22 protein-coding genes and 1 tRNA gene are annotated in these 20,932 nt (G+C 68.5%); 12 read left to right on the forward strand and 11 right to left on the reverse strand.

The genetic code is table 11. From position 1 onward, the window contains the following. Nucleotides 1-11 precede the first annotated feature (11 nt). From ACFOYY_RS35940 to galU, 4 genes are read right to left on the reverse strand one after another with little or no spacing between them, the layout of a single operon-like run. Nucleotides 12-485 carry a MogA/MoaB family molybdenum cofactor biosynthesis protein gene (locus ACFOYY_RS35940; RefSeq protein ID WP_352014180.1) on the reverse strand — a complete coding sequence of 158 codons (474 nt, stop codon included), beginning with the start codon at nt 483-485 and terminating at the stop codon, nt 12-14. Then, the gene (gene moaC, locus ACFOYY_RS35945; RefSeq protein WP_352014181.1) at nt 482-952 is read right to left on the reverse strand and encodes a cyclic pyranopterin monophosphate synthase MoaC; all 471 of its coding nucleotides are present in this window, start codon (nt 950-952) and stop codon (nt 482-484) included. Before moaC ends, ACFOYY_RS35940 begins: the two co-directional genes overlap by 4 nt. Further along, complete coding sequence (gene glp / locus ACFOYY_RS35950) at nt 949-2,133, reverse strand: molybdotransferase-like divisome protein Glp (RefSeq protein ID WP_386195878.1); 1,185 nt, start codon at nt 2,131-2,133, stop codon at nt 949-951. Before glp ends, moaC begins: the two co-directional genes overlap by 4 nt. Before the next feature lie 5 nt (nt 2,134-2,138). After that, the gene (gene galU / locus ACFOYY_RS35955) at nt 2,139-3,038 is read right to left on the reverse strand and encodes a UTP--glucose-1-phosphate uridylyltransferase GalU (RefSeq protein ID WP_352014182.1); all 900 of its coding nucleotides are present in this window, start codon (nt 3,036-3,038) and stop codon (nt 2,139-2,141) included. 23 nt (nt 3,039-3,061) lie between these two features. On the opposite strand from galU, the gene ACFOYY_RS35960 reads away from it, so the two are divergent. From ACFOYY_RS35960 to ACFOYY_RS35970, 3 genes are all read left to right on the forward strand, one after another. Beyond that, nucleotides 3,062-3,634: a 5-formyltetrahydrofolate cyclo-ligase gene (locus tag ACFOYY_RS35960; RefSeq protein ID WP_386195694.1), complete on the forward strand. Its 573-nt coding sequence runs from the start codon at nt 3,062-3,064 to the stop codon at nt 3,632-3,634. 60 nt (nt 3,635-3,694) lie between these two features. Next, nucleotides 3,695-5,200: a potassium/proton antiporter gene (locus tag ACFOYY_RS35965; protein ID WP_352014184.1), complete on the forward strand. Its 1,506-nt coding sequence runs from the start codon at nt 3,695-3,697 to the stop codon at nt 5,198-5,200. 119 nt (nt 5,201-5,319) lie between these two features. Next, nucleotides 5,320-5,631 carry an FmdB family zinc ribbon protein gene (locus ACFOYY_RS35970; RefSeq protein ID WP_362779466.1) on the forward strand — a complete coding sequence of 104 codons (312 nt, stop codon included), beginning with the start codon at nt 5,320-5,322 and terminating at the stop codon, nt 5,629-5,631. An 11-nt stretch (nt 5,632-5,642) separates the two neighbouring features. Here ACFOYY_RS35970 and ACFOYY_RS35975 read toward each other — a convergent pair whose 3' ends face one another. After that, nucleotides 5,643-7,640 (reverse strand): MFS transporter, encoded by a 1,998-nt coding sequence (locus ACFOYY_RS35975; RefSeq protein WP_386195696.1) that lies wholly within the window; start codon nt 7,638-7,640, stop codon nt 5,643-5,645. A 375-nt stretch (nt 7,641-8,015) separates the two neighbouring features. Here ACFOYY_RS35975 and ACFOYY_RS35980 point away from each other — a divergent pair, with 375 nt between their 5' ends. The 3 genes from ACFOYY_RS35980 to mscL all read left to right on the forward strand — a co-directional run bounded on the left by ACFOYY_RS35980 (nt 8,016) and on the right by mscL (nt 10,370). Beyond that, nucleotides 8,016-8,825 carry an S-methyl-5'-thioadenosine phosphorylase gene (locus tag ACFOYY_RS35980; RefSeq protein WP_362779462.1) on the forward strand — a complete coding sequence of 270 codons (810 nt, stop codon included), beginning with the start codon at nt 8,016-8,018 and terminating at the stop codon, nt 8,823-8,825. Between the two features lie 383 nt (nt 8,826-9,208). Then, entirely contained in the window at nt 9,209-9,904 is a 696-nt protein-coding gene (locus tag ACFOYY_RS35985; protein WP_362918556.1) for an SAF domain-containing protein, read from the forward strand. A 61-nt stretch (nt 9,905-9,965) separates the two neighbouring features. Beyond that, entirely contained in the window at nt 9,966-10,370 is a 405-nt protein-coding gene (mscL, locus tag ACFOYY_RS35990) for a large conductance mechanosensitive channel protein MscL (RefSeq protein ID WP_352014189.1), read from the forward strand. Between the two features lie 89 nt (nt 10,371-10,459). Here the strand turns inward: mscL and ACFOYY_RS35995 are convergent, their stop codons facing one another. Next, nucleotides 10,460-11,593 carry a D-alanyl-D-alanine carboxypeptidase family protein gene (locus ACFOYY_RS35995; protein WP_352014190.1) on the reverse strand — a complete coding sequence of 378 codons (1,134 nt, stop codon included), beginning with the start codon at nt 11,591-11,593 and terminating at the stop codon, nt 10,460-10,462. A gap of 128 nt (nt 11,594-11,721) precedes the next feature. Continuing rightward, nucleotides 11,722-12,150, reverse strand: a complete 429-nt coding sequence (locus ACFOYY_RS36000) for a hypothetical protein (RefSeq protein WP_386195700.1) — start codon at nt 12,148-12,150, stop codon at nt 11,722-11,724. 557 nt (nt 12,151-12,707) lie between these two features. On the opposite strand from ACFOYY_RS36000, the gene ACFOYY_RS36005 reads away from it, so the two are divergent. After that, nucleotides 12,708-12,780: transfer RNA gene (locus ACFOYY_RS36005), tRNA-Arg, on the forward strand. Between the two features lie 86 nt (nt 12,781-12,866). Here ACFOYY_RS36005 and ACFOYY_RS36010 read toward each other — a convergent pair. Further along, the gene (locus tag ACFOYY_RS36010; RefSeq protein ID WP_386195702.1) at nt 12,867-13,100 is read right to left on the reverse strand and encodes a hypothetical protein; all 234 of its coding nucleotides are present in this window, start codon (nt 13,098-13,100) and stop codon (nt 12,867-12,869) included. 677 nt (nt 13,101-13,777) lie between these two features. Between ACFOYY_RS36010 and ACFOYY_RS36015 the strand changes: the two genes are divergently transcribed. Then, nucleotides 13,778-14,383 carry a thioredoxin domain-containing protein gene (locus tag ACFOYY_RS36015; protein WP_386195704.1) on the forward strand — a complete coding sequence of 202 codons (606 nt, stop codon included), beginning with the start codon at nt 13,778-13,780 and terminating at the stop codon, nt 14,381-14,383. A 317-nt stretch (nt 14,384-14,700) separates the two neighbouring features. Here ACFOYY_RS36015 and ACFOYY_RS36020 read toward each other — a convergent pair whose 3' ends face one another. Both ACFOYY_RS36020 and ACFOYY_RS36025 read right to left on the reverse strand, forming a co-directional pair. Next, nucleotides 14,701-15,090: a YunG family protein gene (locus ACFOYY_RS36020; protein ID WP_386195706.1), complete on the reverse strand. Its 390-nt coding sequence runs from the start codon at nt 15,088-15,090 to the stop codon at nt 14,701-14,703. A gap of 491 nt (nt 15,091-15,581) precedes the next feature. Beyond that, nucleotides 15,582-15,713, reverse strand: coding sequence for a hypothetical protein (locus ACFOYY_RS36025; protein WP_386195708.1), 132 nt, complete (start codon nt 15,711-15,713; stop codon nt 15,582-15,584). Between the two features lie 209 nt (nt 15,714-15,922). On the opposite strand from ACFOYY_RS36025, the gene ACFOYY_RS36030 reads away from it, so the two are divergent. From ACFOYY_RS36030 to ACFOYY_RS36040, 3 genes are all read left to right on the forward strand, one after another. After that, complete coding sequence (locus ACFOYY_RS36030; RefSeq protein WP_352014194.1) at nt 15,923-17,857, forward strand: primary-amine oxidase; 1,935 nt, start codon at nt 15,923-15,925, stop codon at nt 17,855-17,857. An 89-nt stretch (nt 17,858-17,946) separates the two neighbouring features. Then, entirely contained in the window at nt 17,947-18,933 is a 987-nt protein-coding gene (locus ACFOYY_RS36035; protein ID WP_386195710.1) for a sigma-70 family RNA polymerase sigma factor, read from the forward strand. Between the two features lie 135 nt (nt 18,934-19,068). Further along, nucleotides 19,069-19,476 (forward strand): SgcJ/EcaC family oxidoreductase, encoded by a 408-nt coding sequence (locus ACFOYY_RS36040; RefSeq protein ID WP_352014196.1) that lies wholly within the window; start codon nt 19,069-19,071, stop codon nt 19,474-19,476. Between the two features lie 40 nt (nt 19,477-19,516). Here ACFOYY_RS36040 and ACFOYY_RS36045 read toward each other — a convergent pair whose 3' ends face one another. Beyond that, entirely contained in the window at nt 19,517-20,524 is a 1,008-nt protein-coding gene (locus tag ACFOYY_RS36045) for an HNH endonuclease (RefSeq protein ID WP_386195712.1), read from the reverse strand. 30 nt (nt 20,525-20,554) lie between these two features. On the opposite strand from ACFOYY_RS36045, the gene ACFOYY_RS36050 reads away from it, so the two are divergent. Then, nucleotides 20,555-20,908, forward strand: coding sequence for a nucleoside triphosphate pyrophosphohydrolase (locus tag ACFOYY_RS36050; RefSeq protein ID WP_362779438.1), 354 nt, complete (start codon nt 20,555-20,557; stop codon nt 20,906-20,908). Nucleotides 20,909-20,932: the final 24 nt, after the last annotated feature.

Below are 20,932 nucleotides of genomic sequence, written 5' to 3' on the forward strand. Positions count from 1 at the left end.
ACAGGAGGGCGTCATCGGGGGTGGTCGCCGCCCCTGATCTGGTCGACCGCGTGGCCGAGGATCGGCGCGAGCACCGCCATGCCGTCGCGGACCCCGCCGGAGGAGCCCGGGAGGTTGACGACCAGGGTGTCGGCGGCCTGTCCCGCGAGCCCTCTGGACAGGATCGAGGTGGGCACCCGGTCGCGGTTGGCCTGCCGTACGGCCTCGGCGATGCCGGGGATCTCGCGGTCGAGCACCCGCGCGGTCATCTCCGGGGTCAGGTCGGAGGGGGTCAGCCCGGTGCCGCCGGTGGTGACGATCACGTCGTAGTCTTCGGCGATCCCGGCGCGCAGGGCCTGTTCGACCGGTTCTCCGTCGGGGACCACCCGTGGGCCGTCCACCTGGCATCCGGCCTCGGCGAGCAGCTCCGCCAGGAGCTTTCCTGATTTGTCCTCGTATATCCCGGCAGAGGCCCGGTTGGAGGCGGTGATCACCAAGGCTCTCATGTCCTGGTCCACGTCCCGGTCTTGCCGCCGGTCTTCTCCTCGACCCGGACGTCGGTGATCACGGCCGCCGGATCGACCGCCTTGACCATGTCGATCAGTGTGAGGGCCGCGACCGAGACGGCGGTCAGCGCCTCCATCTCGACGCCGGTCCGGTCGGCGGTCCTGACCAGGGCGACGACGTCCACCCCGTCGTCGGCCACGGTCAGCTCGACCTTCACCCCGTGCAGCGCGATCGGATGGCAGAGCGGGACCAGGTCAGGGGTGCGTTTGGCCCCCATGATGCCCGCGATCCGCGCGGTGCCGAGCGCGTCGCCCTTGGGCACCTCACCCGACCGCAGCAGGGCGACGGCCTGCTCTGACAGCAGCACCCTGCCGGTCGCGCGGGCCGTACGGACCGTGACGTCCTTGGCCGAGACGTCCACCATGCGCGCCGCGCCGGTCTCGTCGATGTGTGTGAAGCCACTCATAGCGGGATGACCTCGACTTCCGTTCCCTCGGGCACCGCGGTTACGTCCTCGTCGACCACGATCAACGCGTTCGCCGTGGCGAGCGCGGCGAGCTGGTGGGAGCCCTGTCTGGTCACCGGGGTGACGGATCCCCCGGTGAGCACGGCGCGCAGATAGGACCGCTTGCCCTGGGGCGAGCGCAGCGGGGCGAGGGTCACGGCCCGTACGGCCGGCACGGGCCCCGGCTCCAGCCCTCGCATCTTCCGCAGCGCGGGCCCGACGAACAGTACGAACGACACGAACGACGACACCGGGTTGCCCGGCAGGGCGAAGACCGGGATCCGGCCCTCCCCCGCGACTCCGAAGCCCTGGGGCATGCCCGGCTGCATCGCGACCTTCTCGAAGCGGAAGGTGTCGAGATCGCCGAGCGCCTCCTTGACCGGCTCGTAGGCCCCCATCGAGACCCCGCCGCTGGTGATCACGGCGTCGACCTCGGGCAGGTGGGCGTTGAGCTGGTCGAGGAAGCCCGTGGCGTCGTCGGCGGTGATCCCGGCCCGGTAGGCCCCACCGCCCGCCTCCCGCACCGCCGCGGCCAGGGCGTAGCTGTTGGACTCCCAGATCTGCCCCGGCCCCAGCGGCGTGCCCGGCTCGGCCAGTTCGGAGCCGGTCGAGATGACCACCACCCGTGGGCGGGGCCGTACCAGCGCGTGGGCGCGGCCGACCCCGGCCAGGATGCCGAGCTGGGCGGGTCCGATCAGTGTCCCCTCGGGGAGCACGACGTCGCCCGCCAGGACGTCCTCGCCCGCCAGGCGGATCGCGTTCCCGGCGGGCGCGGACCGTTCGAACCTGGCCTGTTCCCTACCGCCGTCCGTCCACTCGACCGGTATGACCGTGTCCGCGCCCTCAGGCATGGGGGCGCCGGTCATGATGCGCATGGCCGTCCCCGGCGCGACGACCGGCCGTCCGCCCTCGCCGGCCGCGACGTCACCGGTGACCGGCAACGTCACCGGAACCTCCGCGACGTCACACGCCCGTACGGCATAGCCGTCCATGGCCGAGTTCGCGAAGGGCGGCAGCGCGACGGGAGAGGTGACATCCTCGGCCAGGACCGTGCCCAGCGTCTCCTGAAGCCCCGTCTCCCTCGGGGCCGTCGGCCGTACGGCGAGCAGGATGTCGGCGAGGTGCTCGTCGACCGATCTCATCGAGGTCATCGGTTGGCCAGGAACTCCTTCAGCCAGGGCAGGAACTCGGGTGCCAGGTCGGGGCGGTCGGCGGCGAACTGGACCACCGTGCGCAGGTAGTCGAGCTTGTTGCCGGTGTCGTAGCGACGGCCGCGGAACAGCACGCCGTGCACCGGGCCGCCCTCGTCGCCGCCACGGGCGGCCAGGGTGCGCAGTGCGTCGGTGAGCTGGATCTCGTTCCCGCGGCCGGGCGGGGTGTTCTCAAGGACCTCGAACACGGCCGGGTCGATCACGTAACGGCCGATGATCGCCCAGTTGGACGGCGCCTCCTCCGCCGGGGGCTTCTCGACCAGGTCGGTGACCCGGACCACGTCGTCCTCATCGGTCGGCTCGATGGCCGCGCAGCCGTACAGGGACACCTGCTCCTTGGGGACCTCCATCAGGGCGATGACGCTGCCGCCGTGGGCCTGGCGGACCTCGATCATGCGTTTGAGCAGTTCGTCGCGGTAGTCGATCAGGTCGTCGCCGAGCAGGCAGGCGAAGGGGTTATCGCCGACGTGCTGCTTGGCGCACAGCACCGCGTGGCCGAGACCCCTCGGCTCGCCCTGCCGTACGTAGTGGAGGGTGGCCAGATCGGCGGGCTCGCGCACCTGCGAGAGCCGTTCGTCGTCACCCTTCGCTTCCAGGACTTCCTCCAGCTCGATGGCTCGATCGAAGTGGTCCTCGATGGAGCGCTTGTTCTTGCCGGTGACCATGAGGACGTCGAGCAGACCGGCGGAGACCGCCTCCTCGACGACATACTGGATTGCGGGCTTGTCGACGATCGGCAACATCTCCTTGGGAGTCGCCTTGGTCGCCGGTAGGAAGCGGGTGCCCAGGCCCGCGGCAGGGACGACGGCTTTGGTCACGAGATCGAAGTCGGCCATACGAAAACGATAGTGGAGGGGTTGTGGACAAGCCGAGGCTGCGGTCGGCGATCGGGGTCGCGCGCGCCGCGGTTTCCGAGGAAGACAGGCACACCGCCTCCGTCATGACGAGGGAGTCGCTGCTCGAACAGCCGTGGGTCCAGATGGCGGGGCTGGTGGCGTGTTACTGGTCGATCGGCACCGAGCCCTCGACCCACGGGCTCGTCTTCGCGCTGTGGAAGCACGGCGCCACCGTGATCCTTCCGGTGCTGCGTGAGGACGACGATCTCGACTGGGCTGTCTACGACGGTCCCGACACCCTCGCCCCCGGGCGTTTCGGGATCATGGAGCCGGTCGACACCCGGCGTGGCGTGGACGCCGTCAGGACCGCGGCCCTGGTGATCGTGCCCGCCCTGGCGGTAGACCGCTCCACCGGGGTGCGGCTCGGCCGCGGTGGTGGCTCCTATGACAGGGCCCTGGCCAGGGTCGGCCCGAATGTGCCCACGGTCGCCCTGCTCTACGCGAACGAGCTGCGGGAAGACGTCCCCGGAGAACCGCACGACATACCGGTTCGTTACGTCGCGCAACCAAATGGAATCACCCGAATTGTCCCTTGATGTGCCTAACGACTCTGTCCAATACGACACAATGGTCCCTGGAATCAGAGAGGGGACCGGATGGGGTTGGATGTCTGGCTGCTTCTCGGTGCGGGTGTCGTCATCGCGGCGATCGTCGCGGTACGGGTCGCCCACCGCAGCGGACTTCCCAGTCTCCTGATCTTCCTGGCCTTCGGCCTGCTCATCGGTGAGTCCGGCCTCGGGCTCCAGTTCGAGAACCCGGTGCTCGCCCAGCAGATGGGCCTGATCGCCCTGGCGGTGATCCTCGCCGAAGGTGGCCTGACCACCAACTGGAACCACGTACGGCGCTCCATTCCCACCGCGCTCGTGCTCGCGACCGTCGGGGTCGGGGTGAGCGTCGCCACCGTCGCCGCCGCGGTGCACACCCTGCTCGACATGGACTGGCGGACCTCGCTGCTGCTCGGCGCGGTCCTCGCCTCGACCGACGCCGCGGCGGTGTTCTCCGTACTGCGCCGCCTGCCCCTGCCCTCCCGGCTGGCGGGCGTCCTCGAAGCCGAGTCCGGGTTCAACGACGCGCCGACCGTCATCGCGGTCATGCTGCTGAGCGCCGCCGCCTCCCCCAGCCTGGGAGAGGCACTGCTCATGGTCGTCGTCGAACTGGCCGTCGGAGCGGTCGTCGGCCTGGCGGTCGGGCCGCTCGGCGTCTACGCGCTGCGCCGTATCGCGCTGCCGATCTCCGGCCTGTACCCGATCGCGGTGCTCGCGCTGGCGTTCGTCGCCTACGCGGGCGCCGTACTCCTGCACGGCAGCGGTTTCCTCGCGGTCTACCTGGCCACCCTGGTCATGGGCAACTCCCGGATGCCCCACCGCGCCTCGTCGAGGGGCTTCGCCGAGGGCGTCGCCTGGCTGGCCCAGATCGGCCTGTTCGTCATGCTCGGCATGCTGGCCAGCCCTTCCGAGATGCCGTCGGCGATCATTCCGGGCCTGGTCGCCGGACTGATCCTGGTCGCCGTCGCCAGGCCGCTCTCGATCGTTGTCTCCGCCCTGATCGTCAGGAGCGCGCGGATCGACCGGCTCAACTGGCGGGAACAGGCCTTCCTGTCCTGGGCGGGACTGCGCGGCGCGGTGCCCATCGTGCTGGCGACCATCCCCTGGGCGGCCAACTCGGTGCACAACGGCGTCGCGAAACTCGTGTTCAACGAGGTCTTCGTGATCGTCGTCGTCTACACGCTGCTGCAGGGGCCGACGCTGCCCTTCGTCGCCAAGGCCCTCGGCCTGTCGACACCGGACGAGGCACGTGACCTTGAGGTCGAGTCCGCTCCCCTTGAGGAACTCAACGCCGACCTGCTGCAGGTCAAGGTGCCGCCGACCTCCAAGCTCCACGGCGTCGAGGTCTTCGAGCTACGGTTGCCGACCGACGCCCAGGTCACCCTGATCGTCAGGGACGGCAGGACGTTCGTTCCCTCGGACTCGACGAGGATCAGGATCGACGACCAACTCCTGATCGTGACGACCGCGGCCTGCAGGGAAACGGTCGAGCGCAGGATGAAGGCGATCAGCCGCCGGGGCAAGCTGGCGGGCTGGTTCGGCGAGCGGGGCAGCTGATCCATTCATTCCCACCCGGAATGCGACAGATCCGACTCGCGTTTATGCTTGTCGGCTGCCTATCATTAGCAGTCGCGTCAGTAGAGTGCCAGACGGCGCGGATCGAAGGAGGAGGAACGGTGCCCACCTACCAGTACGCCTGCAGCGCATGCGGCAACGAGTTCGACATCGTCCAGAAGTTCTCAGACGACGCGCTCACCGAGTGCCCGTCCTGTGCCGGTGAGCTGCGCAAGGTGTTCTCCGCGGTCGGCATCGTGTTCAAGGGCTCCGGCTTCTACCGGACCGACAGCAGGTCCTCCTCGACCAGCACGGTGAGCTCGTCCTCGACGTCCGCCTCCTCCGGCTCGTCCGGAGAGTCGAAGTCAAGCGAGTCCAAGCCGAGCGAGTCCAAGCCCGCCGCCGCCGGCACCCCGGCTCCCGCGGCCTCCTAGCGCGGCACCCGTCACGCTCCGGCGGCTCCTCGGGGGCGGTCGGAGGCAGAGCCGAGCATCTCGTGGGGCAGCCTGTCCAGCAGCTCACGAAGCCCTGGATGCCGCGCGGGGTCCCAGTCGTCGATCATCCGCCGCAGCCCCTCGCGGGCCTCGGCGACAAGTGCCCCGGCCACCCGTTCACCGGCCGGGGTCAGTTCAAGGCGCCCGCCGCCGTCGGTACGGCGGGCCAGCCCTCGCGTGACGAGCAGATCCGCGTACGGCCTGCCCCTCTCGACCGTGACCCCCGCCCGTTCGGCGAGTTCCACGCTTTTCTGACCGCCCCCGGTGCCCAATCTGGCGATCAGCCACACCGAACCCGGCGGCAGGTCGAGACCGGCCGTCTCTCCAAGACGGCGGTAGTAGTCCCGGCGCATGTCCGCGTCGGCCAGTCGCCACAGCCCGCGTTCCACCTCGCGCAACGAGGAACGCTGCGCGGACACCGCGCCGTAGCACTCCCCCAGGTCCACGGGCCTGGTGGTCTCGCGCAACGGCACCTCGGGCAGCAGCCAGGCCGCTGCGAAGGCCACCAGCGCGACGGGCGCGGTGTACAGGAACACCCCGGCGATCGCGTCCGAGTAGGCCGCCAGGAACGCCGCCATGGCCCCGGGCTCCAGCCTCCTGACGGCCGTCGGGTCCGACTGGACCGCCGTGGCGACCCCCGGCGGGAGCCGTACGGTCCGCGACAGCCGTACGAGGTCGTCGGTCAGCCGTGAGGCGAAGACCGTGCCCGCGACGGCGACGCCGAAGGAACCGCCGATGGAGCGGAAGAAGGTGACCCCCGAGGTGGCCACTCCCAGGTCCTCGAAACCGATGGCGTTCTGCACCACGATCACCAGCACCTGCATCACCAGGCCGATGCCGACGCCCAGTACGAGCAGGTAGACGCTCAGTTCGAGGACCGGGATGTCCACCCGGACCCGGGAGAGCAGGCAGAGTCCGAGCGTGGTGACCGCGCCGCCCGCGATCGGGAAGACCTTGTACCTCCCGGTCCGGGTGATGATCTGACCGCTGACGATCGAGGTCACCAGCATGCCCGCCATCATCGGCAGCAGGTGGATGCCGGACCACGTGGGCGAGACCCCCTGCACGACCTGGAGGAACAGCGGCATGTAGGTGAGCGAGCCGAACATCGCGAAGCCCACGGCGAAGCCGATCAGCGACGCCACGCCGAAGGCCCTCGACCGGAACAGATGGGGCGGCAGCACGGGCTCCCTGGCCCGGTTCTCCACCCGCCACCAGAGGGCCAGCAGGAGCGCCGCCACCAGCACCAGGCCGACGACGACCGTGTGGGTCCAGGGGTAGACGGTGCCGCCCCAGGTCGTCACCAGCACCAGACAGGCGGCGGCCGAACCGAGCAGGACGATGCCGAGATGGTCGATGACGTGGTGGGTCCGTTCCGTGTCCTGGGGCAGCGCGGAGGAGATGACGGCGAACGCCACAACCCCGACCGGCAGGTTGACGTAGAAGACCCAGTGCCAGGACAGACGGTCGACGAACAGGCCGCCGAGCAGCGGCCCCGCGACGCTGGAGACGGCGAAGACCGCGCCGAAGAACCCCTGGTATCTCCCACGTTCCCTGGCCGGCACGACGTCCCCGACGATCGCCTGGGCCAGCACCATGAGCCCGCCCCCGCCGAGCCCCTGCAGGGCGCGGAAGCCGATCAGCTGTCCCATGTTCCGCGACAGGCCGCACAGCGCGGAGCCGATGAGGAAGATGACGACGGCGGCCTGGAAGAGTCCCTTCCTGCCGTACTGGTCGCCGAGTTTGCCCCACAACGGCGTCGAGACCGTCGAGGCCAGCATGTAGGACGTGACCACCCAGGAAAGCTCCCCGAGGCCGCCGAGGTCGGCCACGATCGTCGGAAGCGCGGTGGCGACGATGGTCTGGTCGAGGGCGGCGAGCAACATGCCCATCATGAGCGCCCCGATGACGAGCCCCACCCCGGCCCCCGTACGGCGCGCGACATCCATGCCGTTCCCCTACCCACGGCTCTTGTTTCCGTACGGCATGCCCTGGCAGGGATCAGCCAGGTTTGTTCGTCCGGGCCATGTCTGTCCCGGCGGCGCCCGTCGTGTCCGGCCCCTCACGGTTGTCGGATCGCCCCGGTGGGAGCGGCTTTACGACAGGACCTTGTTGAACCGTTTACGCGACGCTTTCACCTGGATCATGGGCTTTTATGTGACCCACCGCCCTTGACCGTTTTCATAGCGGGTTTCACGATCCATGACGCTGTTGTCCAGGATTACGGCCCGGTTTTCCACAGGGAGAATGTGCTGTTCTCCAGTTATCCACAGGGCGCGCATGGGCCTCCTCAACGGCTCGCCGATAACGCTAATCTCGGCGCCATGGTCACCAAAGCGGACATCGGAGTCATCGGCGGCTCAGGCTTCTACTCTCTGCTCGACGACGCGGCAGAGGTCGAGGTAAGCACCCCCTACGGCCCGCCCAGCGACGTCATCACCGTCGGCCGGATCGGATCGCGGTCGGTCGCCTTCCTGCCCAGGCACGGCCGCGACCACCGTTTCGCCCCTCACCTCATCCCCTACCGCGCCAACCTGTGGGCCCTGCGCTCCCTGGGTGTCCGCCAGGTTCTGGCCCCCAGCGCGGTCGGTTCCCTGCGTCCCGAGCTCGGCCCCGGCACCCTGGTCGTTCCCGACCAACTCGTCGACCGCACCCTGGGACGCACCCAGACCTACTACGACACCGGCGGCGTCGTTCACGTCTCCTTCGCCGATCCCTACTGCCCCCTGGGGCGCACGGCGGCCATCGAGACCGCCCAGTCCTCCGGGTGGGAGCTGGCCAAGGACGGCACGCTGGTGGTCATCGAGGGCCCTCGGTTCTCCACCCGCGCCGAGTCCCGCTGGTTCACCTCCAACGGCTGGACGATCGTCGGCATGACCGGCTCCCCCGAGGCGGTCCTCGCCCGTGAGCTGGCCATGTGCTACACCACGCTGTCCCTGGTCACCGATCACGACGCCGGCGTCGAGGTGGGTGAAGGGGTCACCCACGAGGAGGTCCTGGCCTTCTTCTCCACCAACATCAACCGGATGCGCTCCCTGGTCGCCGACGTCGTCACCGCCCTGCCCGAAGAGCGCGCCTGTCCCTGTCCCAACACTCTGAACGGCCTGTCCCTCCCCTTCGAGCTCCCCGGCTGACCAAGATCTCCTACGGCAGGCGCCCGGCTTCCGCGCCGGGCCTGCCGTACGGCACCGCCCGTCCGCTCTGTTCGGCTGTTCCAGACACCACTGCCCGAGACGACACATCTCCGTACGGCGAGACCCGGCCGCTCAGCCGACCCGCGTGCTCCTCGGTCCCGTCCAGCATCGCCTCGCTCCGCGAGAGGCGCCCCGCACCACTCCCGAGGCCGCGTTCCCCGCCTCCGGTGCCTCAGAAGGTCTTTCCTCCCGCGGCCTCTCACCGGCTCCCAGCACGTCGACGCCTCCCGCCTTCGGCTCTTCCGGCGTCCTCTCCCGCCGTCTCACCCACTGATGTCCGGTCGTTCCGACGACCGGATCTTCGACCACCCCTGGAGTCAGACATGCGCGTCCTCCGCGATCCGGCCGGTCCCCCGGCTCGGTCTCCCGCCCGCCCTCGCGCCCCCTCCGCTCCCGGCTCCCCGGTCCGTGGCGTGGACGCCCTGCTCCGTTTCGGAGGGCGTCGTCATCGGATCGTCGCGGCCCTCGTCGCCGCGTCGGCGATGGCCTGTGCCCTGGTCGGGCTAAGGCCCGGCAGTGCGTCGGTGACCGTGCTCACCGCAGCCAGGGATCTTCCCGGAGGGGCGCTGGGCGCCTCCGACCTGAGAGCGGTCGCCATGCGGCCCGAGACCGTCCCCGACGGCGCGCTGAAACCCGGCGCGCCGATCGTCGGCAGGGTCCTGACCGGTCCCGTGCGACGAGGGGAGCCGCTGACGAACGTCCGTCTGCTGGGTCCCGGCCTGCTGTCCGCCCGGGGGCCGGGGACGGTCGCCACCCCTGTCCGGGTCGCGGACCCTCAGACGGCGCGCCTGCTGTCCGCCGGCGACGTCGTGAACGTGCTCGCCACCCCCTCCTCCTGGGACGGCGCCGCCCCCGCCCGGACCGTGGCCGAGGGGGTCACCGTACTGGCCACGCCTGGAGGCGAGGCGGACCAGGGCGCGCTCGTGGTGCTGGCCACCTCATCGGCACAGGCCGCCGAGCTGGCGTCCGCCCAGGTGGGTGGTCACCTCTCGATCACCATCAACCCTCACATAAAGTAATGTGACAGATACTCAAGGTGATGACATGGATGCCGGCTGAGCGCATGGACGAGGGGGAACCATGATCAACGGATTCAAGAACTTCCTGCTACGGGGCAACGTGATCGACCTCGCCGTCGCGGTGATCATCGGCGCCGCCTTCACAGCGATCGTGAACTCCTTCGTCAGCGACATCCTCACGCCGTTGATAGCCGCCATCGGCGGGCGTCCCGACTTCTCCGCGCTCACCCTGCGCATCGGCGGGGGCGAGATCAAGTACGGCCTCTTCCTCAACGCCCTGATCTCGTTCCTGATCGTGGCGGCCGTCATCTACTTCCTCATCGTCAGCCCCTACGAGAAGCTCTCCTCCAGGTTCGCCAGGCGGGAGGAGAGCAGCCTGCGCGACTGCCCCGAATGCCTCTCCGAGATCCCCCGGGCCGCCGTCCGCTGCTCCCAGTGCACCGCCCAGGTCACCCCTGTCCGCTGATCACGAAAGGCACCGGTCATGAAGGGCACCTGCCCTAAAGAGCTCTGGTCGCGAAAGGCGCGCCATGGCTTCGCGACCACGTCGCAGCCCTACAGCAGGGAGCCAAGCTTCGGGTCGTACTCCCAGTGCCAAGGCTCAAAAGGACTGACATACGCCCATTTCGGATGCATCCAGCCGTACTTCTTGCTGTTGGCCTCCAGCCAGTTGAACTCGGCCGACCGGAACCGCTCCACGCCCCCGCACAGGTCCACGGCGAGCCCGAGACCGTGGTTGCTGCGACCGGGCACGGCGGCGAATCCGGGCCTGCGGTAGTAGACGGACTGCTGTTCGGCCAGGCTCCGATAGCTGTCCGTCACGCACATGTGCTTGCCGAACCTCTGCCGGTAGGCCTCGTTCAGGCTGATGAACGCCAACGCCGCGTCGGCCCGTAGCTGGTTGCCCTGTTGCTGGAGCGGACAGAGATAGGCCTTGGGGATCAGGCCGTTGGGGAAGTCCTCCAGCGAGGTCGCCCTCGTCGGATCACACCCCCCCACGGGGTTGCCCGACCTGTTGACCTTGACCCCCAGTTTCACCAGTGCCTGCGTCAGCGATTTCACGATCTTGGAGGAGCGGTCCCTGAGAGTCTGGATCTCGGCGTTCATCTGCGCTTCCGCCAGAAGGGTGCTCGCCCGGAGTTCCTGGGCCTCCCCCGCCAGGCGCTCCTTCTCCGCCTGCAGACGGGCGCCGTCCCCAAGGACCTGGTTGCGTTCGGCCGCGATCTGGTTGATGTCGGCCATGGCTCTGAGGGTGGAGGCGTCGGCGTCACCGGCCAGGAAGAAAAGGGCGTCGCCCCCGAGGGGACGCTGGTAGAGCTGACCGATCAGGTCCGACAACGGCTGTCGTAGCTGTGCGAAGGCCCGCTCCGCGACCTGCAACTCACGGAGCTTGGCGGCCAGTTCCTTCTCCGAAGCCTGGATCTTGGCACGCCTCTGCTCCAGCGCCTTTGTCGCGCTCTCCAGCTCCTTGGCTGCTTTCTCCGCCTCACGCCGCAGCTCGGTGAGGTTGACGGGTGCGCGAAGGGTTCCAGTCGGGGTGACCCGCGTTTTCCCTGCGAGGGTGGTCGACTTACCGGCGGCGACCGACTGGGCCTTCGTCTGCGTCGGATTCGCGGTAGCCACCCCCGGGACGAGGGAAGACATCGCCGCGACGACGACGATCAGGCCCGCCGATCGACGAGGTGGCACGTTCGACCCCTCCGTTTGCGAACTCGTGACCTGGGTCAGGCACGCACGTTACTACAGTCAACCAAGTGCCTGGGTCGGACTCAGTACAGCTGATATGCGTCAAACACCCCATTTGACCATCTGGTGGCTCAGGTCTTGTTGCGCATCTCTTCTACGCAGACCTCCCACAACCAGGTGTTCCGCCACTCCTTGGGGCACTCGAATCTGTCGTTCGACGGTTCGGGGCGCGGAGGCTTCTGGACAGGCCGTCGCACCGGCGGAGCCGGACGCTCCTTTCTGATCACACGAGTCGGGGGAGGCGGCTTGGCGACCCCCGCGGAGCGCGCCTTCGGAACGGCCACCGGCGGCACCCGCCTCCCGTAGACGCGGACGAGCCCATGCCGATGCGGGATGCCTCTCGGTCCCAGGACCGTACTCGGCGAGCCGGCCTCCGCCCGCTGGAGTGCGCCCGGGGGAACGGTCTCGGCCCTGCGCACCACATCCCGCACCGGTGCGATCGTGACGGGCACCAGGGCGATGGCGCGCGACGAACCACCGTTTCCCTCCTCCTCTGTCACTCCCCAAACCCCAAGTGCCTGCCTCGCCGCCTTCACCCTTTCCACGTAGGACTCACGGCGGCCACGATCATGAGCCCGAGCGAGCGCCCAGTCCTTCTCGTGCCTCAAGGCTCTGCCGATGTCACCGAGCCCTCGAAAGGCGGGTTGTGTGTCGAAGCCCTCGAAACCCTTACGGATGCCATGAAACCCATGGGCATGAGACTCGTGGGGGATATGAGGACCACGAGGCAGGCCACCACGGAACTGTCCTCCGGCGACCCCGCGAGAACCTGTCCGGTATCCGGTGAGTTCCGCCACCAGCAGGCCTATCGCCAGAAGCACGGGCGCCAGCATCGCCCCGCACAGCACGAGCAGCTGCAACGCTCGGTGCCCGTGGATTCGCTTCCGTTGCCCGTCCGTCACGGAGTGTGACACTAGGCGTCGCCGCTCCGGCGACACTCGTCCACTTGCCGCCCTTTTACCGCAGCTCAGCGAACCGATAACCCGGCGATCGCCGCCAACTCCCCCTCCGGGCGCGCATCCACTCCACACTTTCGCTACTCTTATGGAGAGTCCCTGCCTCCGTAGCTCAGGGGATAGAGCACCGCTCTCCTAAAGCGGGTGTCGCATGTTCGAATCATGCCGGGGGCACTCTTCTTCCAGCGGGTACACGCTCGACCTGTGGCTGGGCCCACCCGGGCGGGTCACGTCCACGCCGATGGCGCGTGATCCTGTTTCTACAAATTAAGCGGGTTGTGGGCCGGTACACCGTCCGCGACGAGGCGCATCCGGCACCTGGCGAGCCCATCGAACCCCAGGTGGCGGCGGGCCCCCCACCCATCGGCCTGCTCGGTCAAAACCGTACCGACAAGCCGGACGGTCACCGCCCGGTCGAGGAAGATCCCGACCACGTTGGTGGGGCGGACCTCCTTGTTCAACCGCCCCGCGGGTTGTTCGACCAGGCCTGCCATCAGGCCTCGTTCGAGAAGGCGGCCGCGCGTGGTCCAGGCGCCCACACGCGACTGGCTACCCGGCCTCCAAGGCCTCGATGGCCCAGGCCTACTGGACGCACATCCGCTCGACGGCGGGCCGGTCGAAGACAGCGCACGCCAGAGTCGCCGCTCGCGGCGGTCGGCGCGTTCATCGGTCCGCTCACCGCGTCCGGCGCCACAGGACATTGGCATCGGCCGACATCGGCGTCTCGGCCATGGTCTTCGCCATGGATCGCAACAGATCCGGATCGCCGGTCTCGATCTGCCGCGCCGGCCATCGCCTGGTTCAAGTTTCGAACTTGGTCTTCGCCACTCGAAGGATCACGTGACGGCCGTCCTCACTCAGGGCACCGCGCCATCCAGCCGGAAAACTCACACACCGCCTCCGTGGAGACGACCACCGGCCTCCCCCATATCAAGCACGGTTTGTGCGGGAGGACAGAGGAACCATCTCATATCGCCTTTCGAGCGACCCGCCACATCTAATCATCATAATATGTTATGTTACCCTCCCTAAAATCGTGATCTAGGAGGTTATATCGGTGAAGCGCTGGAAAAGAGGACTGGTCCCTGCGCTTCTCGTGGCGGTACTGGCAGTGACATGGGCCCAATCCGGGGAATCCGGCAGTGAGCGGGCCAGGGCATCCTACGCGTCCTTGAGCGAAGTACCGCAGAAGCTGGAAAAGGACGGCACGACGGTCTCGATCGGTGATCCCAACGCGGCCGTCACCGTCCATCTGTATGAAGATCCGCGCTGCCCGGTCTGCGAGGAATTCGAGCTGACGGGCGGTGGACCGGTCCTGCGGAACTGGGTCCTGCAGCGGAAAGCGAAAGCCGAATACACGCTGGCCTCTTTCCTGGATGATCGGCTGGGCGGCAATGGCTCGAAAAGAGCCGTCAACGCCCTCCGAGCCGCCCTTGAGGTCGGGAAGTTCGCCGAGTACCACGCGGTCCTCTACGCGCACCAGCCCGATGAGCCGAACGACGGCTTTACCGAGGCACGGCTACTCGAACTGGCCTCTCTGGTCGACGGGCTCCGAAGCCCATCCTTCGACACAGCCGTGAAAGGGATGAGGCACCAGGACTTCATTACAAGATCGCAACAGCAGTACCAGCAGGCGGGCACATATGAAGGCCGGCCGGGCCCGGGAACTCCCGCCGTAGACATCAACGGCAGACGGGTTCCCGACGAGGACTTCGAGGCCATCTTCGACGAAGAAGGCTTCGCCTCGCTCCTCAGCATGGCCGAACCGGCGTCATAGCGAGCCTGCCTGGTTCCGTCACGGGCGGCACACGGAGTGATCCTGAAGGTGCTCGCCCACTTCGCCGCTGTTTTCCAAGCGTTCCATCCGCATGGATCCCCCGGCCCGGCACCGGCATCACGTTCGGATCATCCTTACCGCGGACGTCGTCGGCGAACGGCCCTCGGGCCCGCGGGCGATCGGGCTCGGCGGGGGCACCTGGCCGGACCAGGATCACGAGGAGAACCACACCGTCGCCGACGTCCTTGAGGGCGAACGGGAAGCCCCGGTGCGCGCCGGTGGCCGATCGCGGAGACCCACGCCTGTCGGCGTACTCCTCAGGCGGGTCGCGACGGGGCCAGGGCGTTGAACACCCGTTGGCGCAGCAGTTCGTACTGCTCGCGGCACCGGCGGGGCGGGCCCGGTGGCCGATGCTGTACGTGGCCGCCGACAACGACCTCGCCGGAGCCGAACTGGTCGGAGGTGAAGTCAACCTCGGTGCCGTCAGGCAGCCGGTTCCAGTAGTGGTTCCAGGCCTTGGCCCCGTCGACATGGACCTCGCCAAGGATCAGGTCTCCGCCGAGCAGGTCCTGAACCACCAGTGCCGTCGTGCCGCACTGGCTTCTCGCCGGGTTGTCCGGCCGCCACTGTTCACGGCCCACCGGATCACAGGTGTCGGGTCCCCATGCGGCTCTCAGCAACGGCCGCAGCAGTTCCACGCTCAGCATCCTGGGAGTGTCGCAGAGAGGTACGACAAATCCGTTGACCGGCCGACGGGGCCGCGGCCGACTTGGGATCCTCCGCTTCCGCATGCGGCATTGGCCTCAACCGCGACCGTGGTGCCCTGACCCTCCACGGCACCGGAACACCCCACAACCGCGACCATGGCACCCGTTCTCTCTGTCACGTCATGCGCAGAACCAGATAACGGCACGAAGGCCAGAAGGGTGATCACCGAGTTCGCCGGAAATCCGCCGACCGACGGGGAGCACAGGTCCGCGTCGCGCTCGGTACACGCGCGGAGGCGCGCCGACCCGGCGGCGAGCACTCCGGTGCCTTCGTGTCCGGCCGAGTCACCTCGGCCTCAGCGCGGCGGGATCCGCCGGGGCGGCCGACGCCCGGCCTCCTTTGTCCGCATACGGCCATGAGGACAGCCCGACGAAAGAGGGGAGAATTCCCGCCGGAACCTCGATCAGCCAACCATCACGAATGGGACTTTTCACATAAAAACGGCTGATATCAATGGGCATTTTCCTTTTCGGTGCGCCCAATCCGCCCACAACAATCCTGTCAGTTCGGCCACATTTTTGGCACTGGCGCCCATCACGCCCCATTGATAAATGTTGCTCACCAGGCCGCTCTTTCCAGGGCCTGCCATGTGGATCGCCCCCCTGGAAACCGTTCCAGAAGCCCGGAGACAGGCCCGGAGGCGGGTTCTTCCCACTGAACGCGGCAGCCCAGGAATGCACGCGTGCGCTCCCTGCGACGGAACACGAGACGTCGAGGGCGTCGAGCCGAGCGGCTCGGCGCGAACCACCCAGAGAGGATTCCGTAGCCACCATGACCACCCCGGTTTCCAGCCTCACCGCGACCGAGATCGAGCGGACCACCGCCCTGGTACGCGAAGCCGGTCTGGCCGGCGAGAGCGTCCGCTTCGTCTACGTCGGCCTGCTCGAACCGCACAAGCAGGAGGTGCTCGCCTTCCAGGCGGGCACCGGGCCCAGGCCCGACCGCCGGGCACGGGTGCTGCTGCTCGACACCGCGACCGGTGACGCCCGGGACGTGACCGTCGACCTCACCGCCGACGTGGTGGCCGCGATCGTCGACGTCGACGGTTCCCACGGCGGGATGCCGATCCTGGCCGAGGAGTTCATGGCGGTCGACGGGATCCTCGCCCAGGACCCGGCCTGGGTCGACGCGCTGGCCAAGCGCGACCTGACCCCCGAGCAGGTGAGATGCGCACCGCTCTCGGCCGGTGCCTTCGGCCTGCCCGGTGAGGAGGGCAAACGGATCATCCGGGTGCTCTGCTTCGCCCTGCTCGACCCCGACGCTCACGTCTGGGCGCACCCGGTGGACGGGTTGAGCGCCTACGTCGACCTGATCGCGAGGAAGGCGACCGAGATCATCGACATCGGCGTCTTCCCGCTGCCGGAGGAACGGAGCAGGTTCCACCTCCCGCAGGGGCGCCCGGCGCCGTTGGAGACCCTGAGGCCCATCGAGATCACCCAGCCGGAGGGGCCGTCGTTCCAGGTCGAGGGCGACCGGATCACCTGGGCGAACTGGTCCTTCACCTTCGGGTTCGACGCCCGTGAGGGTCTGGTGCTCCACCAGTTGTCCTACGCCGACCCCGACCACGACGGCGAGGTCCGGCCTATCGTCTACCGCGCCTCCATCGCCGAGATGGTGGTGCCGTACGGCGATCCGGCGCCGGTCCGGTTCTGGCAGAACTACTTCGACACCGGTGAGTACCTCTTCGGCCGGTTCGCGAACTCGCTCACCCTGGGCTGCGACTGTCTCGGCGAGATCCACTATGTCGACGTCGACCTGGCCGACGAGACCGGCGACGTGCGGCGCATCCCCAACGCGATCTGCCTGCACGAGGAGGACCACGGCACGCTGTGGAAGCACACCGACATCTACACCCCGAACTCCGCCGAGGTCCGCCGCCAGCGCCGCCTGGTGATCTCGTTCTTCACCACGATCGGCAACTACGACTACGGCTTCTACTGGTACCTCTACCTCGACGGCAGGATCGAGTGTGAGGCCAAGCTCACCGGCATCCTCTTCACCTCGGCCTACCGCGGGCTGCAGGAGTGGCCCTACGCCGGAGAGGTCGCCCCGGGTCTGGGCGCACCGTTCCACCAGCACCTGTTCAGTGCCCGCCTCGACATGATGGTGGACGGTGTCCGGAACGCGGTCGACGAGGTCGACGCGGTCCGGGTGCCGGTCTCTCCGGAGAATCCGTACGGCAACGCCTTCGGCCACGCCCGCACCCGGATCGTGAGCGAGGCCGAGGGGGTTCGCAGCGCGGACGCCTCCGTCGGGCGGTCATGGCACGTGGTGAGCACCGAGCGCACCAACCGGCTCGGACAGCCGACCGGCTACGTGCTGCGCTCCGAGCAGCACCCGACCCTGCTGGCGGACCCGTCCTCGTCGATCGCCGCGCGGGCGGCGTTCACCACCCGGGATCTGTGGATCACCCGGTACGCGCCCGAGGAGCGGTACCCGGCCGGCGAGTTCGTCAACCAGAACCCCGGCGGGGACGGCCTGCCGGCGTACGTGGCGGGTGACCGGCCCCTGGACGGCGAGGACGTCGTGCTGTGGCACACCTTCGGCGTGACCCACTTCCCGCGGCCCGAGGACTGGCCGGTGATGCCGGTCGACCACACCGGATTCTCGCTGACGCCGTACGGGTTCTTCGACCGCAACCCCACGCTGAACGTGCCCGCCAACACGGCCAAGCACTGCGACGGACACCATCACTCCGAAGAGTGATCACCAAATGGTGACATATCCGCCCATGGCGTATTGTCGCCGCAGTCGCCAGGTACGGCGATTGCGGCGGCAGTGGGACGGGGCGTGGCGTGGTGGGGGAAGAGGGCTTCGACCGGCGGGTCGAACCGTTCCGGGCGGAACTGCTGGCCTACTGCTACCGGATGCTCGGCTCGGCCCACGACGCGGAGGACCTGGTCCAGGACACGTACCTGAGGGCGTGGCGGGCGCGGGAGCAGTACGACGACACTCGCAGCTCGCTGCGCACCTGGCTCTACCGGATCGCGACGAACGTCTGCCTGACCGCCCTGGAGGTTCGCGGTCGTCGGCCGCTGCCCTCGGGGCTGGTCGCCGCCTCCGACCCGCTCGCGCCGTTCGTCCAGGGAGAGCACGCCACCTGGCTCCAGCCTCTGCCGGACTCGTCACTGGAGGCGGGTGACCCGGCCGGGACCGTGATCGACCGCAGCAGCCTGCGTCTGGCGTTCGCCTCCGCCCTGCAACACCTGTCGGCCCGGCAGCGCGGCGCGCTGATCCTGCGTGAGGTGCTCGGCTTCTCCGCCGCCGAGGCGGCGGAGATCCTCGGCACCACCGTCGTGTCGGTGAACAGCTCCCTGCAGCGGGCGCGTACCCGCATGAAGGAGATCGGCGACCTGCGGGAACGGGTCAGCGAGCCGTCCGCGACCGAGCAGCGCGCCTGGATCGAGCGTTACATGAAGGCCTTCGAGCTCGCCGACGTCGAAGGCCTCAAACGGCTGCTCACCGAGGACGTCATCATGGAGATGCCGCCGATGCTCAACTGGTTCTCCGGCCGCGGCAACTACGGCCTGTTCATGGAGTGGGTCTTCGAGAAGGCCGGGAAGGACTGGCTCCTCAAGGAGGTCACGGCCAACGGCGGCCAGCCCGGCTTCGCCGCCTACCGGCGTGTCGGCGACGGGTACGACCTGCACACGCTCCAGATCTTCACCGTCGTCGGCGGGGGCATCGCCCGGAACTCGGTGTTCCAGGACCCCGCCGTCTACGCGACCTTCGGTCTGGCGGCCAGGCTCGACGACGAGGGACGCGCCGTCGCCGGGGTCTGATCGGGCCCCGGCCCGTGCGCCGAAAACGTCCCGGCGTCTTCTGCGCGCCGGCGCGATGAGTTCCGACCTCACCGCCGGTATGTACTGACGAGCTCGCCGGAACACCCCGGCGAGCCGTTCACAGGGGAGAATCCGATGTCGGACAGTCGTGTGGAAGACGAGGCCGCGATCCAGGCCGTACTGGTCGCCTCCTACAGGGCGTGGGCGGCGGGCGACGCCGACGGCATGGTCGCCGACTACACCGAGGACGCGACCGCCATCATGACCGGCTCACTCCGCGGCAGCCGTGAGGTGATCCGTCAGAACATGGCCCTGGGCTTCGAGGGCCCGCTCAAGGGCAGCTGGACCCACAACAAGCAGCTCGGCATCCGTTTCGTCGGCAGGGACGGCGCGATCGTCATCAGCGAGTCCGCCATCCTGTTCCCCGGCGAGACCGAGGTCCCGGACGACCGGCGCAAGGTGAACGCGACCTGGGTCTTCGAGAGGCGGGACGGCCGATGGCTGATCGCCGCCTACCACAACAGCCCGGTGGTGGCGCACTGACGAACTGACCACGCAACGGGGGCGGCCACCACCTTCCCCCTCATCGGAGAAAGGTGGTGGCCGTACGGCCCGTGGGGGGTGCCCAGACGGCGGGCAGGAGTTCGGTGGCCCTCCGGTAGGCGAGTTTGAGGGTGGCGTGCCGGATGGCCGCGGTCTCGCCGGTCTGGGTCATGAGGACCTCGCGCAGCGGATGACGTGACTCGATGAGGTCGTTGTTGCGCTGTTCGAGCCAGGGCATCCACTCCTGGTGCGGCGCCCGGTCCCGTTTGGCGTCGTTGCAGGGCTTGCATGCCAGGACCAGGTTCCAGATGGCGTCGACGTCGGGGCCGTTCCAGTGCCGGGTGAGCAGTTTCCACGGCAGGACGTGTTCGACGACGGGCCCCGCCATGACCTGGTCGCAGTAGGCGCAACGGCCGTCCTGGTATCCGTTGAGGGCGGCGACGACCCCGGTCACCGACTTGCGACGCTGTCTGGTCCGCAGAACCAGCTCCTGGGTTCCTGAGTCGTAGACCAACCCGAGCACGGCGTCGGACACACCGGTCGCCCACGCCGTCTCCACCAGCCGCCAGCGGGCGGTGATCTCGGCGCCGAGGCCCGGGGCGTGCGCTGACAGGGCGAGTTCGCGGAGTTCGTCGCGCAACACCAGCCCCGGAGCGGTGGAGTCCCGGCGCCGGTCCTCGTAGTAGCGCACCGGCGCCAGGCCGCCGCCGAGCTGCGGGAAGGCGTCGACGACGTTGGCGAAGCCGAACTGGACGGTGCGCCGGTGCAGCGTGTCCCGGTCGAGTTCGCCCGCGTTGAACGCGCGGCAGGCGTCCAGGAACCTGCTGCGGGCGGCGGTGCCCTGCCGGTCCTGACGGCGCAGGGCCTGACAGAGCAGTTCCGCGTACGGCACCGCCAGCTCTTCGAGCGTCACGTGGGTGCGGCCGGTGGCGGCGACCTTCAGGAGGGTCGTGCCGAAGGCGAATTTGTAGGTGGCCGAGTTGGCACCGTACAGGACGATGGCACGCCATACGCTCTCACCGGTGACCACGCCGCGTCGGTAATCCACCCGTGCAGTATCGATCAAGGGGGCGACATTTTGCGCCAAAGCCGGACAATCACCTATGGCAAGTTGGTCCGCGACCGGATTCCGGAGGTCATCGAGGCCGACGGGTTGACGGCCGAGGTCAGGGTGCTCGACGAGTCGGAGCTGGTCCCGGCGTTGACCGCCAAGCTCGTCGAGGAGGCCGAGGAACTACGTCAGGCGAGCCCCGACGACCGTCTGGGGGAGCTGGCCGACATTCACGAGGTGTTGACGACCCTCACCGAGACACTCGGGTTCTCCGATGAGCAGATTCGGGAGGCGGCCCGCCGTAAGCGAGCCGAGCGAGGCGGCTTCAAGCGCCGCCTGTGGCTCGACAAGGTGACGCGACCCGACGAGCTCGGGGGCTGATGGCGCCCTGCCCCGGTGTGTCAG

The sequence above is a fragment of the Streptosporangium jomthongense genome, from assembly GCF_042650425.1.
Classification (GTDB): Bacteria; Actinomycetota; Actinomycetes; order Streptosporangiales; family Streptosporangiaceae; genus Streptosporangium.